This is a genomic window from Streptococcus infantis (genome assembly GCF_015546995.1).
In the GTDB taxonomy this organism is placed as follows: Bacteria; Bacillota; Bacilli; order Lactobacillales; family Streptococcaceae; genus Streptococcus; species Streptococcus infantis_J.
In genome coordinates, this window is record NZ_JADMUH010000004.1 from 1 (window position 1) to 16,354 (window position 16,354).

The 16,354-nt window shown below is 39.5% G+C and carries 15 protein-coding genes and 2 pseudogenes; 1 reads left to right on the forward strand and 16 read right to left on the reverse strand.

Features of this window, described 5'->3' with window-relative positions; genetic code table 11:
* The 15 genes and pseudogenes from I1J71_RS02190 to pbp2b all read right to left on the reverse strand — a co-directional run.
* Positions 1-81, reverse strand: a pseudogene (locus tag I1J71_RS02190) (cadmium transporter); the annotation flags it as partial.
* Positions 82-380: 299 nt separating this feature from the next.
* On the reverse strand, positions 381-2,444 hold the full coding sequence (locus I1J71_RS02195) for a heavy metal translocating P-type ATPase (protein ID WP_195183557.1): 2,064 nt from the start codon (positions 2,442-2,444) through the stop codon (positions 381-383).
* 1 nt (position 2,445) lies between these two features.
* A complete protein-coding gene (locus I1J71_RS02200; protein WP_002893755.1) occupies positions 2,446-2,724 on the reverse strand; it encodes a DUF6110 family protein in 279 nt (92 codons plus the stop codon).
* Between the two features lie 180 nt (positions 2,725-2,904).
* Positions 2,905-3,495, reverse strand: a pseudogene (locus tag I1J71_RS02205) (IS256 family transposase); the annotation flags it as partial.
* Between the two features lie 489 nt (positions 3,496-3,984).
* Positions 3,985-5,034: a DUF389 domain-containing protein gene (locus I1J71_RS02210; RefSeq protein WP_195183558.1), complete on the reverse strand. Its 1,050-nt coding sequence runs from the start codon at positions 5,032-5,034 to the stop codon at positions 3,985-3,987.
* Positions 5,031-5,354, reverse strand: a complete 324-nt coding sequence (locus tag I1J71_RS02215) for a potassium channel family protein (protein WP_001253404.1) — start codon at positions 5,352-5,354, stop codon at positions 5,031-5,033. The genes I1J71_RS02210 and I1J71_RS02215 overlap by 4 nt, the downstream gene beginning before the upstream one ends.
* Before the next feature lie 13 nt (positions 5,355-5,367).
* Positions 5,368-5,709: a hypothetical protein gene (locus I1J71_RS02220; RefSeq protein WP_195183559.1), complete on the reverse strand. Its 342-nt coding sequence runs from the start codon at positions 5,707-5,709 to the stop codon at positions 5,368-5,370.
* A complete protein-coding gene (locus tag I1J71_RS02225; RefSeq protein ID WP_006151097.1) occupies positions 5,634-5,936 on the reverse strand; it encodes a TMEM175 family protein in 303 nt (100 codons plus the stop codon). The genes I1J71_RS02220 and I1J71_RS02225 overlap by 76 nt, the downstream gene beginning before the upstream one ends.
* Positions 5,937-6,289: 353 nt before the next feature.
* Entirely contained in the window at positions 6,290-6,682 is a 393-nt protein-coding gene (rpsI, locus tag I1J71_RS02230) for a 30S ribosomal protein S9 (RefSeq protein ID WP_002893764.1), read from the reverse strand.
* 18 nt (positions 6,683-6,700) lie between these two features.
* Positions 6,701-7,147, reverse strand: coding sequence for a 50S ribosomal protein L13 (gene rplM, locus I1J71_RS02235; protein ID WP_001044624.1), 447 nt, complete (start codon positions 7,145-7,147; stop codon positions 6,701-6,703).
* Between the two features lie 158 nt (positions 7,148-7,305).
* Positions 7,306-8,013, reverse strand: coding sequence for a TIGR02206 family membrane protein (locus I1J71_RS02240; protein ID WP_195183560.1), 708 nt, complete (start codon positions 8,011-8,013; stop codon positions 7,306-7,308).
* Between the two features lie 145 nt (positions 8,014-8,158).
* A complete protein-coding gene (locus I1J71_RS02245) occupies positions 8,159-9,526 on the reverse strand; it encodes a UDP-N-acetylmuramoyl-tripeptide--D-alanyl-D-alanine ligase (RefSeq protein ID WP_195183561.1) in 1,368 nt (455 codons plus the stop codon).
* 53 nt (positions 9,527-9,579) lie between these two features.
* The gene (locus I1J71_RS02250; protein WP_195183562.1) at positions 9,580-10,623 is read right to left on the reverse strand and encodes a D-alanine--D-alanine ligase; all 1,044 of its coding nucleotides are present in this window, start codon (positions 10,621-10,623) and stop codon (positions 9,580-9,582) included.
* A gap of 165 nt (positions 10,624-10,788) precedes the next feature.
* A complete protein-coding gene (gene recR, locus I1J71_RS02255) occupies positions 10,789-11,385 on the reverse strand; it encodes a recombination mediator RecR (protein ID WP_195183563.1) in 597 nt (198 codons plus the stop codon).
* Positions 11,386-11,395: 10 nt separating this feature from the next.
* Positions 11,396-13,441 (reverse strand): penicillin-binding protein PBP2B, encoded by a 2,046-nt coding sequence (gene pbp2b / locus I1J71_RS02260; RefSeq protein WP_324248679.1) that lies wholly within the window; start codon positions 13,439-13,441, stop codon positions 11,396-11,398.
* A 193-nt stretch (positions 13,442-13,634) separates the two neighbouring features.
* On the opposite strand from pbp2b, the gene I1J71_RS02265 reads away from it, so the two are divergent.
* Entirely contained in the window at positions 13,635-14,486 is an 852-nt protein-coding gene (locus I1J71_RS02265; RefSeq protein ID WP_195183565.1) for a MurR/RpiR family transcriptional regulator, read from the forward strand.
* A gap of 112 nt (positions 14,487-14,598) precedes the next feature.
* Here I1J71_RS02265 and I1J71_RS02270 read toward each other — a convergent pair.
* Positions 14,599-16,354, reverse strand: a 1,756-nt coding sequence (locus tag I1J71_RS02270) for a G5 domain-containing protein (protein WP_195183566.1), incomplete at its 5' end; no start/stop codon positions are given.

Consider the following 16,354-nt stretch of genomic DNA (forward strand, 5'->3'; position numbering starts at 1 on the left):
AAAAAATAACATTAGGATAATAAGTAAGTCTACGGCTGTCCCAGAATACAGGATTATTGAAGTAACAACATTTTGAATCATAAAATACCTCATTCAAATATATTTTTGAATGTATTCTAACATTAAGCTTTGTAGATGTCAACTTAAAATCCACCAATTAATAATTGCATGTCAATATTTGTATTGTGAAACTAGTTTCAGAAATATATAGTCTTAAAGTATGTCCACTGCCAATGGTTTTTTCAATATTTAAAAGGAGAGAACCAATTTGGTCCTCTCCAGGGTATAATTTTCCACCAACCCACTACAGTTGACAAAGAGCCGTTATTCTCAAATGAGACAACTCCTTTTAGTTTTTATAACCTCAGCTTCTCGGTCTCTTACCTACTTTTAATAGAAAGACTACGAAGGACGATTCTTAAAGTAGTCAGATTGTGCAATATCGAAAGATTAGATGGGCTTAACCAATTTAACAACCCAAATCCAATTAAACTTCCATTTATTACAACTGTTTCTTGAATATTTCTTTGAATTAATTTCTGCAACGATTCAGATAAAGAATTCAATTCCTCGAAGAAATCTAAACGATTATCTAATAATAAAATATCACTCATCTGCTTAGAAATATCAGCACTTTCATTCATCACAACCCCAATATCTGCAAGCGTCAAGGCAGCAGAGTCGTTTAACCCGTCTCCAACCATCAAAATAGTTCGGCCAGCTTTCTGTAATTCCTGAACCAACTGAAACTTACCATCTGGTTTTAAATCAGTATAAACGTTGTCAAATGGCAGATCTTTAACCAACTCTTCTGTTCTAGCCAACGTATCACCAGTTGCCAGAATCAGTTTTTTCCCTTGGCGCTTTAGCTTTTTCAATGCAACTTTCGCCTCGCTTCTCAAGGGAGTGTGGATACAAAACATCCCAATTAATTCTTTCTTATAAGCCAAAAACAATAAATTGTAATGAGTCTTATATTGCTCAATCAAGGCCAGCTGCTCAGAACTAATTCTTACCTGTTCGTCTTGCATTAGTACATAATTTCCAATGACAACCGATTGACCATCAATTTGCGATTTAATCCCTTTGCTTGCAATATACTGAAGCTTGCCATGCATTTCTTCGTGTTCAATGCCTTCAATTTCAGCTTGTTTAACAATTGCATTGGCAATAGGATGATAGATATGTTCCTCCAAACATGCACTTATTCTTAAAATATCTTTCTCAGTATAATCTCCGAAAGGAAGAACCTTTTCAACCAAAGGATAACTCGTCGTGATGGTACCCGTTTTATCAAACAAGAAAGTATCCACTTCCAGATATTTTTCTAATACATCACCATCTTTAATAACCATTTCTCGATTTAGACCTTCCTTTATGGCCGTAAGGTAGGCTACAGGTGTGGATATTTTTAGAGCACATGAAAAATCCACCAATAAAAAGGAAATGGCTTTTGAAAACGAACCTGTTAACAGATAAGTCAAACCAGCACCTAAGAAGTTATATTTTACAACCTTGTCTGCCATCCTAATAAAATGACGTTGTTTTGTCTTCTTACTCTCTTCAGATTTTTTCATCAGATTGATGAGTTGCAAAATACGACTGTTTATCTGATTATCAGTCACACGAATTCTTAACTCTCCTGTTTCCAAAACAGTATTCGCACATACAGAATCTCCCTCTTTCTTTTCAACAGGGAAGCTCTCTCCAGTCAAGGAACTCTCATTGACCATGCCTAATCCTGAAACCACTTGGCCGTCAAACAAGATTTCATTCCCTTGGGAGACAACTAATACATCACCTACTTGAACATCAGAACTCTTGATGCTGATGACCATGTCTCCCCGCACTAAGAAAACATCACTTTCTTTAGCAAGAAGGCTTTGTTCCAAATCTGTTGCTGTTTTTTTTAAAGACCACTGATCCAGATGATTACCCAAATCAAGCATAAACATGATGTTGCTAGCTGTCTTGGATTGGTTCATAAACAAGGACAACAAAATGGCCGAACAATCCAAGACCTCCATGGTTAGTTCCTTGCGCGCTAAAGTTTGATAGGCTTCTTTGACATAACCCAAAGCCTGATAACAAGTCCAAATATAACGAATAGGGTAGGGTACAAAACTTCGAAACAGCAAACGCTTAATCGCTGCACCCGATACAATTGAATAAGCACTCTCTTCTCTACGAATGGGAAGAGTCATCAAGTCCGAAACTTTCCCCTTGTCAATTTTTTTTAAAAAGGCCTCTGCATTTTCTAATACAGAGAAGCCTTCTTTCATACGTAGAGTAAAGTGCTGCTGATCCATATAAAACTGAATAGAGTCGATCCCTTTTTCATCTTTAGCCAAGGAACGAAGATAATCTTGAATATCCAAGGTCAGTGAAAACGAGGACGATAATCGGATATGTTGATATCCTCTGTGTAGCACTTTAAAAGACATATTATTCACCTGTCAGGCTATCTAATTGTTCTTCTTTCTTTTCCTGTTCGTATAAATATTTAGCGTCTTGTAAAACATCATCACCGTGTTGTTTTACAACAGAAACAGATGCATCCAGTCCATCTTTCAATTTGTAAGCTTTAGCCAAGGCCTTAGAATAGCCTTTCTTAGCTTCTTTACTTGCTAAGACTTTCAAGCCAAGCGTCCCAAATGCTACCCCTCCTAAGAAGAGAGATGATTTTTTCGCAACTTTTGCGACGTTTAATACTTCTTTTAACATGTTTATTTCCTCCTTGTAACTATTGTAGCGAAAAATGACAGCAAAAGCAATTGCTGATATCTGATATATAGATAAAATTCTCTATACTGATATTTAATTATATTATGATGAAAACAATATACTTTATTTTTTGATACTGTAAATAATTATGTGTAAACACTTAAGTAGAGTTACGGAGTGTTAATTAAATAAGCTTTCAAGTGTATCAGAACATTGACCAAACCCTTTATGGATTCGTTGACTTTGCTTGAAATTATAATCTTCAAACAACGTAACTAAGTAACGTTCCAGAGCCTCCTCATTAGGAAAAAGAACCTTCTTTTTCGTTTGATGTTTGATTTCTTTGTTAAGAGACTCAATGAGGTTTGTCGAATACATGCTGTGCCAAATCTGGTAGGGAAACTGATAAAAAGTTAAAAGATTATCCGTCTTCTCCAGACTTTCCATGACTTTCCTATACTTTGGTTTCCATTCGGCGAGAAAGTCCTCTAAAGCTTGTCCTGCCATTTCTAAATTTTCAGCACGATAAATCATTATAAATTGCCCCAGAATAACCGCTCTATCTGCTCGTTTCACTTTACTAGCTAGATTTCGACTAATATGAATTAAGCAACATTGTTGTTTAGCTAATGGGTGAGCCTGACTGATAATCTGCTCAAGCCCCTTAAAGCCATCTGTAACTACAAGAGAAATCTGTTGGATTCCTTGGTTTTGAAGCTTGTCTAACAGGGTGGACCAAGAAGCATTGTTTTCTTGAGGCAACTGTGCATAGCATATCTCTATGCGACTAAAGTCGCTAGAGCTATCCTAATTGCGCACCGCCAGTTCTCATAGAAAAAAACACCTTGCAAGATGCAAAGTGTTTTCGTTTGTATTCTGCTGTCCAGTAACGAATTAACGTTTACTAAATTGTGATGCTTTACGGGCCTTTTTCAAGCCTGGTTTGGAAAGTATGAATTTCAGTTGGACTAAAAACAGCGTAATATCAAGACTTTTCTCCGCTTTTATAAAAGCTTTTTTCCAATCAAATTCAACTAATTTTATCCGAATGGTGTGGATTTTACCCCCAAAATTACAGAGAATGGAGCTGATAAACACTAAACGTTCACACCATTAGTTAAATGATTTTTTGTTCATCATTTTTCTTAGATGATAGAACTTCTAATTTATTTCTTATTCAAGCAAAAACAACCTGCTATAAGTAAGAAAGAGGAAGATACAAGAAAAACACGGCGTAAAAACCGATTCAGTTCATTGTCCTCAATCCTTGTCTGCTTCATTTTCTTTTACGAGATCGTTTTGTGAATCTTTTTCAGAGAGTTTTTGATCAATATACTTGTCAATGTTTTCATAAAATTCCTTGGTCGCTTCACTATCTAATGTTGGCGAGTTCTGAACTTGATTCACTTTCAATTGAACAGATTGAATACCGTAAGAGGCTTGTTTTTGGTGGAGTGTTTCTAATTCTTCTTCTGAAATCGGATCTCCAACAACCGTCAAGACCAATTCATTGTTACTTGACTTGTAGACTTGATTAATAACCGTATAATTGGCGAACTCTTTTCCTACAAACTGTTTGATCCCTTCTTTGCGCGCTTGTTCTATTGTCAGAGTAACTGCCGAATAGCTAGCTGGAAGAATCAACAATACAATCAAAGATATCAAGCCAATTCTCATTTTAATGCTCAGCTCTTTAAATGAAGTTAAAGGAGATTTTCTCATCAAAATTCTTGTTCCAACAATGTTGGCTAGCATGATAAAGACACAGTTGATCAAGAAAAGATAGAGAGCCCCCAATAAAAATCGTACATTCCCATTAGCTAAACCATATCCTGCAGTGCAGATAGGTGGCATCAGAGCTGTTGCGATGGCTACTCCTGGTACGATATTGTTTGCTTCTTTTTTCCTTGAACCAATGAAACCTGCTATCCCACCCGCGATAGCAATGAGAACATCCCAAATGGTTGGAGAGGTTCGTGCAATCAACTCGCTACTTGCATAAGACAAGGGAGAAATCCAGAAATACAGAGTCGAGACAAGCAAACTGACCAACACTTGAGTCAATAAAACCTCTAGAGATTGCTTGATTAAACGCGTATCAAAAATAGCTAAACCGAATCCCAGTCCAACAATCGGTGTCATGAGAGGTGAAATTAACATGGCTCCAATAATAACAGCTGTTGAATTCATATTTAGACCGATAGAGGCAATAAAAATTGCACACATCAAAATCGCTGTATCTCTCAATCGAACATGAAGGTCATCGTATAATTTCTCACGGTATTCCCGTGTTGAATAATTGGCAGTCATTTGTCCTCTCCTCTTTCCTTATTTAAATCGGTATAATAATTAATAATAACAGCTGATAAACAGCCAAAAAATATGAGCCCATAAATCGTCAAGAAGACACTGGTAATCCTTCCAATCAAGGTCACAGCTAGGAGATCCCCGTAGCCGACAGTCGTCGAAGTCACAAAAGCATACCAAAGACCGTCTCCGTAATTTGTGATAGCAGGTTCAACTAGGAAAAGCACGCCTCCTGACCCAAAAACAAAGGTCACAAAACTCAGAGCAAACCGAGTAAAACCCGTAACCTGTATAATATGCCATAACATTTTTAAACGTCTCATTTGTTCTCCTTATTCATACTAGCTCCTGACCGAGCCGTTTTTTCCAATAATCAAAGTGAAGATAGGACATGATCTCCATCAGAGAAAGATAGACAAACTGATAGATCTGATTTAAGCTGATTATCAACTGATATTGTTTGAAAAATGACTGGAAGAAAGACCAGATATGACTGTCTTGAATCAGTCCCTTCTTAATATCAGACAGGATATTAGCTAAAGCTCCCAAGGACTGAAACGGTAAATCCTTGACATTTATATAGATCCGGTCCACCACATCATTCAGACTGGTATCTTGGATGGCATGAAATTCTCCAAAGAGAACTCCTGCCGCTCCAAGAGTAGAAACAAATTCCACCAAATAATTTCTGAGGAAATTTTCTCAACCTTTTCCCATAATGTGTTTAGTGCCATCCATAACGATCCCAACCAGAAAAAGGAAAGAAAACAAGCAAAGAAATTTTGCCGTAAATCCCAAAAAGCTTCAAGACTTGGTGTTGTTGGTTTTTCTAACTCTAAAACCAAGATGGTCATAATAATTGCTAGAACAGCATCTGTCAATACAATTAATCTGTCTTTCTTCATCGGATTGCATCCCCTTTCTTTTTTGTAACATTCTATCTTATCGCATAATATTGGATATTCTTTCATAATCCGACTACAAACAAAAATAAACCAAAAAGTATGTCCCTATTATACTATATTTAACTCTAGAAGTATTCATCCATCTAATTAATAAATATATCATATTTCACAATAAGTGAATACTATCAAAGATTCATCCCCTTTCACTTCATCATGTAGTGTTGCTTAGATTTATCAAAAACAACCAAATTTGTATTAATTTCAAGTATCACCTAGTTACAAAAATTTGGGGTGAACAGAAAAAGCATCCCGTATTTTTGATACGAAATGCTTTCAATAAGTTTAAATAAGTTTTAACGTTTACTAAATTGTGATGCTTTACGAGCTTTTTTCAAGCCTGGTTTCTTACGCTCAACTTTACGTGAGTCACGTGTAAGAAGTCCTGCGCGTTTCAATGAATCACGGAAGTCTGGGTCTACTTGAAGAAGGGCACGAGCGATACCGTGACGGATAGCTCCTGCTTGACCAGCGTAACCACCACCTACAACGTTAACGAAAACGTCGTATGAACCTGCAGTTGAAGTAACTGCGAATGGTTGGTTGATTACAAGACGAAGGTCAGCGTGTGGGATGTACTCTTCAACATCTTTTTTGTTAACAGTGATTTTACCAGTTCCTGGAACAAGGCGAACGCGTGCAACAGCGTTTTTACGACGTCCAGTACCTGCATATTGTGCTTGTGACATACTTTATTGTTCCTTTCCTTAGATAAGTCCTGAAATATCAAGAACTTCTGGTTGTTGTGCAGCGTGAGTGTGCTCAGCTCCAACGAATACTTTCAATTTCATACCTTGAGCGCGGCCAAGAGTATTGTGTGGAAGCATACCTTTAACTGATTTCTCGATCAAACGTACTGCATTTTTAGAACGAAGTTCACCAGCAGAGATTTGTTTCAATCCACCTGGGTGGTTTGAGTGAGTGTAGTAGATCTTATCAGTTGCTTTTTTACCAGTCAATTTAACTTTTTCAGCATTGATAACGATTACGAAGTCACCTGTATCAGTGTGTGGTGTGAATGTTGGTTTATTTTTTCCGCGAAGTACGCTAGCAACAACTGCTGAAAGGCGTCCAAGAGGTACATCAGTTGCGTCAACAACGTACCATTTGCGTTCTACTTGGCCTGGTTTAGCCATGAATGTAGTTTTGTTCATGATTTCTCCTATATGAATGTCGTTTTTGTTTACAGGGCGGATGTTCCGGTCCGCAAGTTATTTGAAAGGTTCCGGGGCCTTACAAATGGGGTAAACAATACCGCCTACTATTGTATCAAAATTCTAAGATAAAAGTCAAGTGGTTGGAAAAATATTTTTTATTTCTGCCAGATTTTCAATCTTCTTTCGCCCTTCTCCTGGAGGATTGTCTGAAAAGCTTTGGATGACAAGTAAATAGCACAAGTCAGAAACAGAGTTACAACAATATAATTGACCAAAAGACCATGATCTCCTACCAATGGTGGTTTTGTCAGAAAGCCGTAATCACCCCCCGTTACTACATTGACAAGAAAAATCAAAGCGTTAAGGGAAGATGTGATAACTAGGATTCGTTTGAAATCCAATAAACTGGCATCGTAGTCCTTCAAGAGATAAATCAAGGAATTTCCAAAGAGGGCTAAGTGTCCGAAAACAAAAGATAGGATGGCAATGTGGGGGAAGGGATAGGGATCTGGCACTGGATAAATAAAAGCTGCCAAAGTTCCAAAAGTTCCCAATACAGCAAAATACTGTTTGACTCTAGAGACACCCGGGGTCAAAAGCACTACAAACATAGCCAAACGGCAATGATAAAAGGGAAGACTTTCTGTTAAAGGCATCTGATTAACCAAATACCATCCGTAGAGCAGGATTAGCTGTACCGCCTGTAAAATCTGGAAAAATCGTTGACAGACTTTCTTCTCCCCATAACGATAAGCAAGAAATACAGTCAATGCTAATAATGTAAATAGACTTCCATACCAAAGAAGATCAAATTGGGGTGGCTCCGTCGGCTGGGTGGTAAATAAAGCATCCCAAACATTCATATAATTTTCCTCATTTTCATATAAGCCAATCTCTTACTGATTTTTATAGAGCCTAGCTTACATTTATTTCTTATATTTTTGTGTTCCAAAGTAGCTATTCTTCAAGATAAATCACCTCTTGAGAATGTTTTCTTATCAGAGACCATTAGTCTTCTTGCAAACTTTCTACTAGCTTAGCTAGATTCATAGAGTTGGAACCTTTAAGCAAAATTTGGTCATGTGCACCAAGACTTTCCTTGACCTGCTTGACCATGGCTTCAAATTGGTCTTCCTCAGCTGTTTTCTTGAAGTAGTAAACATGGCCGATGGGGAACATTTGACTGGCTAATTGGGCTAGGGCAGCGATATCTTCACCGTAGAAAATAACGGTATCAAGGACATCTGGTGACAGGCTCAAAATCATTTGATTATGAAGTTGAACAGACTGGTCTCCAAGTTCTTTCATGTCCGCCAGAACTGCGATTTTCTTACCACCTTCATTAGCTGGGATAGCAGAGAAAGTTTCTAAAATCAACTTCATGGCTGTTGGGTTGGCATTGTAGACATCTGATAAGATGTCTGCACCGTTGTCTGCTTTTTTCCACTCGGTACGATTTCGGGTCAACTCTAGATTTTGGAAGGCTTGACCAATCTGCTCCTCAGACACTCCTTCTTGTAGGGCAACGTAAGAAGCAATCATAGCATTGGTCGCATTGTACTTACCTGTTACTGGTAAATCAAGGGATTTCTCCAAGAAATTAGCCTTGAAAGTCAAGCTATCCTTGCGCTCAATTAAGTCTGTAATTTCGAGTTCTGCACCCGGACCAAAACGAACTACTTTTTGGTCAGCAGGTAGATAATCCTCTACAATGGGATCAGCTGGCGCCAAAAGTAAGCTACCTTTCTCCATTCCATCAGCAATCTGTAATTTACCTTTGGCAATCTCAGAACGGTCCTTGAAGAAGGCTAAATGAGCTTCTCCAACCAAGGTTACAATAGCTGTCTTTGGATGAGCGAGTTCAGATAAAAGATGGATATCTCCTAGGTGATCCTGCCCCATTTCTAAGACCAGCTTTTCAGTATTATCTGGCATATGGAGAACCGTATAAGGGAGGCCAATCTCGTTATTATAGTTCCCTTGCGTTTTGTAGGTTTTGTAGTTTGTAGAAAGCAAATGGGCCAACATATCCTTGGTCGTTGTCTTCCCATTTGAACCTGTAACAGCAAAGACATCGACACCAGTCTTTTGAAGGTAATAGGCCGCAAGAGCTTGAAAGGCTGTCAAAACATCCTCTACTAAAATGTAAGGATGACCTGCTACTGCCTTCTCTGACAGGGTTACAGCAGCACCGTTTTCAAAAGCCGTCTCAATAAAGTCATGACCATCACGCGCCCCCTTGAGTGGCACAAATAGATCCCCAGCTCCAATCAAGCGACTATCAAACTCTGCCTTGACTAACGGGTTATCCGCATAGCTTGTCACATCATTTTTTGCACCGACAACACGCGCAACTTCGTGAATCGTAAGTTTCATGTTTACTCCTTTAAAAAGGGGCAGGGAGTCTTGCCCCGCCCTTATAGCTATCTTTATAATAGATGCGCTTCACGCTTGTTAAAGCTTTCTTTAGCAAGCTCAACCAAACGCTCGATTAGTTCTGGATAGCTAATCCCCATATTGTCCCAGAGCAAGGGATACATAGACCACTGGGTAAATCCTGGCATGGTATTGAGCTCATTTAGGAAAACTTCTCCCTTATCTGTATAGAAGAAATCACAACGTGAGAGACCAAGCCCGCCAATAGCACGGAAGGCAGCTTCTGCATTTCTACGCATGACTGCTACTACATTATCACTGATCTTGGCTGGAATATCCATAGTAATCTTGTTATCAATGTATTTTGCTTCGTAGTCATAGAAGGCTACGTCCTTGACAACTTCACCAGGTAGAGTGCTCTTGACATCATAGTTTCCTAAAAGTCCAACTTCGATTTCACGCGCATTGACACCTTGCTCTACCAAGACACGACTATCATATTTAAAGGCGAGTTCGAGAGCTTGATGGAGTTCCTCTTTATTTTCAGACTTAGAAATACCAACACTAGAACCCATATTAGATGGTTTGGTAAAGACTGGATACCTTAATTTTTCTTCAACTTCTGCGATCTTAGAAGCTAAGTCGTCCCCTTCAACAATGGCTACGTAAGGGACTTGGGCAATCCCAGCAGATTCCAAGACACGTTTAGTCGTGATTTTGTCCATAGCCAGGCTTGAAGACAAGATGTTGCAACCGACATAAGGCATTTTCAAGACTTCTAGGAAACCTTGAACGGAACCGTCTTCTCCCATAGGTCCATGAAGAACTGGAAAAACAACTGCGCCTTCTTCGTAGATGGCACTTGGAGCAATTTTCTTGTTCCAATCAATCGTTTCATTGGTCATGAGACGTTCATCTTGGCCAGGAGTTTGGGTAAATTCTTGGGTTTTGATGAAATCACCAGACTGGCTGATAAAGAAAGTTTGGACTTCAAAACGGTCATAGTTAACCGCACGCATGACACTCTCAGCTGACAATACAGACACTTCACGCTCTGCACTGCGCCCACCATATAATAGAATAATTGTTTGTTTCATATGATTGTCCTATTTCTACTAGAATACTCGCTTTTTAGTATATCACATTTGTTTATTTTTTTAAACTTGAATAGCACAAAAGAGACTGGATTAAAAATAAATCTAGTCTCTTGATTTCTTAAAGTCTTATCTGCTAACTAATTGCCTGTTCTATATCCTTACAGACTAAAGTTCTGTACGATTTTCAATGGCTCTTAGGAGCGTTACTTCGTCCGCATATTCGATATCTGCTCCTACTGCTAGACCTCGTGCTAGACGAGTAACCTTAATCCCCGCGGGTTTGAGAAGCCGAGAGATATACATGGAAGTCGCCTCACCATCTGCTGTTGCATTGGTAGCTACGATGACCTCTGAAACCTCACTGGCCATAAGACGAGTCATAAGACTCTTAAGGTTGATATCATCCGGACTAATTCCATTCATGGGTGAAATCAACCCATGCAATACATGGTATAACCCATGGTATTCCTGAATATTTTCCATAGCAGCTACATCTCGACTATCCTCTAGGACGAGGATAGTTGTTTGGTCCCGACTTGGATCTGTGCAGATAGAACAGGGATCTTCATCGGTTAAACGTCCACAGATAGAACAATAGGTCAACTCTCTTTTAGCTGAAAGGAGATTTTTAGCAAATTCGTTGACGTCATCATCCGGCATTCCAATAGTATAAAAGGCTAGACGGGTTGCTGTCTTGATCCCAATACCCGGAAGTTTAGAATAACTGTCAATCAACTTAGCAATAGGTGTTGGATAAAGCATGGCTTCCTTTCTAATTCATTGGATGGTGTTGGTTGTATAGATTGATAATGTCGCGAGCAATTGCTGGCCCAACATTTTTGGTTAAATTGGTATTATGAGGAAAGACTACTGCAACTGCAATTTGAGGATTTTCTGTTGGAGCATAGGCCACGGCATTGGTATTATTAGCTTCTTTTTGACCACCAGCTACATAGCTTTCAGCTGTACCGGTTTTACCACTGATAGAAACAGTGGCACCATCTGAAAACGCCCGTCCTGTCGTTAGGGGACTAGTTCCATGCGATACTTGGTAAAATCCTTGGTGCAAGATTGCCATATCTGATTCAGAAATATTGACCTTGTTGATTTCCTTGGTATTTATTGCTTGGATTAATTCCCCAAGGCCACCCTTATCATTGTTGTCGTATATTCCCTCGACAATATGTGGAGCTAGACGAACACCATTGTTAGCAATAGTTGCAACGTACTGGGCTAATTGCATCGGTGTGTAGTTATCAAACTGGCCAAAAGCATTAGTTAAATAATTAGCCAAGTCAAATTTTTGGGGGATAAATCCTGTCGATTCATCTGGCAAGTCAATCTCAGTAGAAACTCCTAGTCCATACTCTCCAAAGGTAGCACGAAGTTTACCCATAGCAGATTCAAGATTGTTGGTTCCCACTGTCATATTCGGCTGATAAGTTTGCCCCATGATTCCAAGAGCAGTTTGGACCATGTAAGCATTGGATGAATACTCCAAGGCTTCAACGGCTGTAATCGGGAAAGAACCGTAATAAGGAGTATACCAGGAATTGATAGGGGCAGAACCTTGGAAGACGATTGGTTGGTCTGTCAAGGTTTGGTTGCCTGACAAGACCCCATTTTCCCAACCAGAACTGATGGTTGCCGCCTTAACGACAGACCCTGGTACAAAAACATTGGTCACTGTTCCTAGTGAGTCTGGTGTCAACTCCCCAGTCTCTACATTGTGCTTCATTCCTGACATGGCTAATACAGCACCTGTCTTAGGATTAAGGGCTACTGCATAGACACCTTCTGAGTATTTAGCACCACCATTTGCAAGTTCAGAATTAAAATAACTCTTTAAGAGGCTGTCTACGCTATCTTGGAAGGCCAAATCAATGGTTAATTTGATGTTTTTTCCCTTGCTACCTTCTTCTATATTCTCTACGCTCTCCATGTCTCCATGCTTGTCCAAATGGATTTCCTTGACGGTCCGTTTCCCTTGCAAGACTTCTTCGTATTGTTTTTCAAGATAGGAAGTCCCGACGCGATCATTGAGCGAATAACCTTTTTTCAAATACGCATCCACTTCTTCTGCTGGAAGACCTGATTTTTCACTAGAAACAGTTCCGACAATAGATGAAAGAGAAGTTTCTAAGACCTTTCGATCCCATGAGGTAGAGATAGAAATACCTGGCAATTCCTTTGAAGCAGAAGCAATTACAGCTACCTGTGTATCACTCAAAGGATCTGTTTGAATATTTCCTGTAGCAAAATTTCCTACTGAATTGAGTTGGCTAAAGAGGTAGATTGCCTTCTTTTCATCCTCGGAATAGTCCATCTGATTAGCTGCAATACTATTAGCAGCGTTGTTATAGAGTTCAGATTCAGAAAGTTGATTGCCATCTGAATCATACCGTTTATCTTTTGGAAGAGCTTCAACTGTTTTCTTATAAGCTTCGGCATCCGCCAAGTAGTAGTCTGCCATTTGTCGGTCCGTCAACTCTGGAGAAGTGACTGTGACATAAGTCAACAATTTTTTAGAAATATCCTTCAAATCAGCCGCAGTCATCTTGTTACTTCGTGTGAATGAAACAACTTGTTTAACGGTGTTTTGGACTAAAGGTTTTCCTGTTGCATCATAAATTTCTCCACGAGCGGAACCCATGGTTACTCGAGTTTGGCTAGCAGAAGCGAGTTTGTTTTCATAAAAATCCTTATGAAGAACTTGCATATAAAGCAAACGACCAATAATTGCTAAAAAGAGCAAAATGACGATTGCAAATAACAAATTAAGCCGTATCGGTATCGAGTGGCTATTGAATTTTCTCATACACATCAATCTCATTTCTAATCAAAATCACACTCTTCATTGTACCATAATTTAGGTAGAAAATTATGGAAAAAGAAAAGACTTTTCCTTTTTGGTCCAAAAAGTATTTTCTATGATATAATGGAGGTAAGCGCTATTTTATTTGTTAGATTTGCCAAAGTAATTTTTGGCAAATAGCTATAAAAGGAGTTCCATGAATAAGCAAGATATCTCTACGATTATCGACCTTCACTTTGAAGAGATGACCGATTTAGAGCAAGAAATTGCCCGCTATTTTCTGCAGGCAGATACCATAAATGATGACTTATCCTCTCAACAAGTCACACAAAAACTTCATATTTCCCAGGCAGCACTCACTCGTTTTGCCAAGAAGTGTGGTTTTAAGGGCTATCGAGAATTCATCTTCAAATATCAGCAACAAAAAGACACTCTTTCTGCTCCTCAACAGGATATGAATCCTTTGACTCAACGAGTTCTCAGAAGCTATGCAAATGTGCGAGAAATTTCTCAAGGATTGATTGACGATAAGCAGTTGGAACGTGTAGCTCAGATGATTGAACAATCAGAACGAGTGTATTTTTTCGGAACTGGGAGTTCTGGTCTAGTCGCACGTGAGATGAAGCTACGTTTTATGAGATTGGGTGTCGTCTGTGAAGCCTTAACAGATCCAGACGGTTTTGCCTGGACGACTAGTATCATTGATGAAAAATGTTTGGTCTTTGGTTTTTCCCTCTCAGGAACAACACCGTCCATCATCGATAGTTTATTAGATGCCCAGGATATGGGAGCTAAGACAGTTCTATTTACAAGTTCACCGAATAAGGATACTCAAGCATTTACAGAAACCATTTTGGTCGCAAGCCAAAACCAAGCATCTTATATTCAACGAATTTCTGCTCAGATTCCAATGCTGATTATCATTGATTTACTCTACGCTTATTTCCTAGAGATTGATCGTGAAAGTAAAGAAAAAATCTTTAATAGCTATTGGGAGAATAATAGATTGAATGGTTATCGCAGAAACACAAGAAATAGAAAGCCCTGAAATTGGAAACAATTCAGGGTTTTCTATTTAAAATATTTTTCCCCACAAAAAGGAGTCCACTATGGGACTCCCTTTTTTAGTGTTTAAAACACTTTCTTTGATTTAGTCTCTGCTAATCCTTCATATCTTTTTTGAAGAAGAATAGCATCATTCCTGAAACAAGAGTGAGGGCAGGCAAGAGAGCTGAACTTACTTCTTCTCCTGTTGCTGGTAACTGTTTGCTAGCAGAATCTGCTACAGTTCCCTTCGCTTCTGCTAAAGGCTTATCTTCTCCCATAGGTTGTGGAGCAGGAGTTTCTACATTTGCTGGTGCACTTGGTTGAGCTGCATCCTTGTACACTACCGCATAGACACCTAGGTGTGGAGCTACAAATTCAAGTGCTGAACCCTTCTGTTCAAACTTCACTTCCTGCAATTCTTGATTTGCATTCATAGCATAGACATTGGCTACATCAGACGCCACAGCAACTTGAATAAGGGCTGCACCTTTCAATTTAACAGGTTCGCCTTTCTCATTCTTCAATTGAATTTGATAAGCATCGAAACGGCGACCTTCCAAGACCTGGTCAGCAACCTTATCGACCTCTAGAACAGAACCACCATTGAGGTCCCCTTCTCGAGCAATCAGTTTCAAGTTTGTTGAAGAATCTTTCAAGACCTTCAATGTGCTATCAGTTGATGGACTTTCTTCCTTAGTTCCAACTTCGACGATGCGATCTTGGGCTTCCTCACGTTCAACCTTAACAACCTTACGGTTGTCACCATCGACTTCTACATAAGTCGTTACTTGTCCGTCTTTTCCTTCAGAAACAACTTGTTCCTTACCTTTAGCTAAATTAGCATTCTCACGGCGAACAGTCTTGAAGGCGATTGGTTCTTTCTCTACTTTTAGATTTGGTAGGTTAAAGTCCAGATTCATAACGCCTTCTGTCGGCATAGCAGTTCCTTCTTGAGTACCTACTTCAACGATGCGGTCTTGAGCTTCCTCACGTTCAACCTTAACAACCTTACGATCGCTGCCGTCAACTTCTACATAAGTCGTTACTTGTCCGTCTTTTCCTTCAGAAACGACTTGTTCCTTACCTTTAGCCAAGAGAGAATTTTCACGACGAATAGTGTTGAAGGCAATCGGATCTGTCGTTACTTCAAGGATTGGTTGAGTTACACTCAATTCTTTAACACCTTCAGTTGGAAGATTTGAATGTTTCACTTCCTCTTCTGGCTGTGTTGGTTCTTCTGGTCTCGCAGGCTCTTCTGGCTTACTTGGCTCCTCTGGTCTCGCAGGCTCCTCTGGTCTCGCAGGCTCTTCTGGTCTTGCAGGCTCTTCTGGAGCTGGTTCCTCTTTTGGTGTCGCCTGAAGATTGTTGATAGATGTCAAAGCGTCTTGCAAGGCCTTATCTACTGCATCCTGAGTTTTGGCTTCTTCAATAGCAGCTAAGGCTTGTTCTGCTAGTTCAACTAGTTTCTTCTTAGCTTCCTTGTCATCACCCAACTCAGCTGTTTTACTTTTAATGGCTTCGGACAAGCTTGCCATAGCTTTATCGTAGTCAAGCTTAGGCTCTACTGGTTTGCTTGGTTCTTCTGGCTTGCTTGGCTCCTCTGGTTTTGCTGGTTCCTCTGGAGCTGGTTCCTCTTTTGGTGTCGCCTGAAGATTGTTGATAGATGTCAAAGCGTCTTGCAAGGCCTTATCTACTGCATCCTGAGTTTTGGCTTCTTCAATAGCAGCTAAGGCTTGTTCTGCTAGTTCAACTAGTTTCTTCTTAGCTTCCTTGTCATCACCCAACTCAGCTGTTTTACTTTTAATGGCTTCGGACAAGCTTGCCATAGCTTTATCGTAGTCAAGCTTAGGCTCTACTGGTTTGCTTGGC

Excerpts from the sequence above, each read along its gene's own strand:
- I1J71_RS02195 (WP_195183557.1), bottom strand. The coding sequence starts at position 2,444 with ATGTCTTTTAAAGTGCTACACAGAGGATATCAACATATCCGATTATCG.
- I1J71_RS02200 (WP_002893755.1), bottom strand. The coding sequence starts at position 2,724 with ATGTTAAAAGAAGTATTAAACGTCGCAAAAGTTGCGAAAAAATCATCT.
- I1J71_RS02210 (WP_195183558.1), bottom strand. The coding sequence starts at position 5,034 with ATGACTGCCAATTATTCAACACGGGAATACCGTGAGAAATTATACGAT.
- I1J71_RS02215 (WP_001253404.1), bottom strand. The coding sequence starts at position 5,354 with ATGAGACGTTTAAAAATGTTATGGCATATTATACAGGTTACGGGTTTT.
- I1J71_RS02225 (WP_006151097.1), bottom strand. The coding sequence starts at position 5,936 with ATGAAGAAAGACAGATTAATTGTATTGACAGATGCTGTTCTAGCAATT.
- rpsI (WP_002893764.1), bottom strand. The coding sequence starts at position 6,682 with ATGTCACAAGCACAATATGCAGGTACTGGACGTCGTAAAAACGCTGTT.
- rplM (WP_001044624.1), bottom strand. The coding sequence starts at position 7,147 with ATGAACAAAACTACATTCATGGCTAAACCAGGCCAAGTAGAACGCAAA.
- I1J71_RS02240 (WP_195183560.1), bottom strand. The coding sequence starts at position 8,013 with ATGAATGTTTGGGATGCTTTATTTACCACCCAGCCGACGGAGCCACCC.
- I1J71_RS02245 (WP_195183561.1), bottom strand. The coding sequence starts at position 9,526 with ATGAAACTTACGATTCACGAAGTTGCGCGTGTTGTCGGTGCAAAAAAT.
- I1J71_RS02250 (WP_195183562.1), bottom strand. The coding sequence starts at position 10,623 with ATGAAACAAACAATTATTCTATTATATGGTGGGCGCAGTGCAGAGCGT.
- recR (WP_195183563.1), bottom strand. The coding sequence starts at position 11,385 with ATGCTTTATCCAACACCTATTGCTAAGTTGATTGACAGTTATTCTAAA.
- pbp2b (WP_324248679.1), bottom strand. The coding sequence starts at position 13,441 with ATGAGAAAATTCAATAGCCACTCGATACCGATACGGCTTAATTTGTTA.
- I1J71_RS02265 (WP_195183565.1), top strand. The coding sequence starts at position 13,635 with ATGAATAAGCAAGATATCTCTACGATTATCGACCTTCACTTTGAAGAG.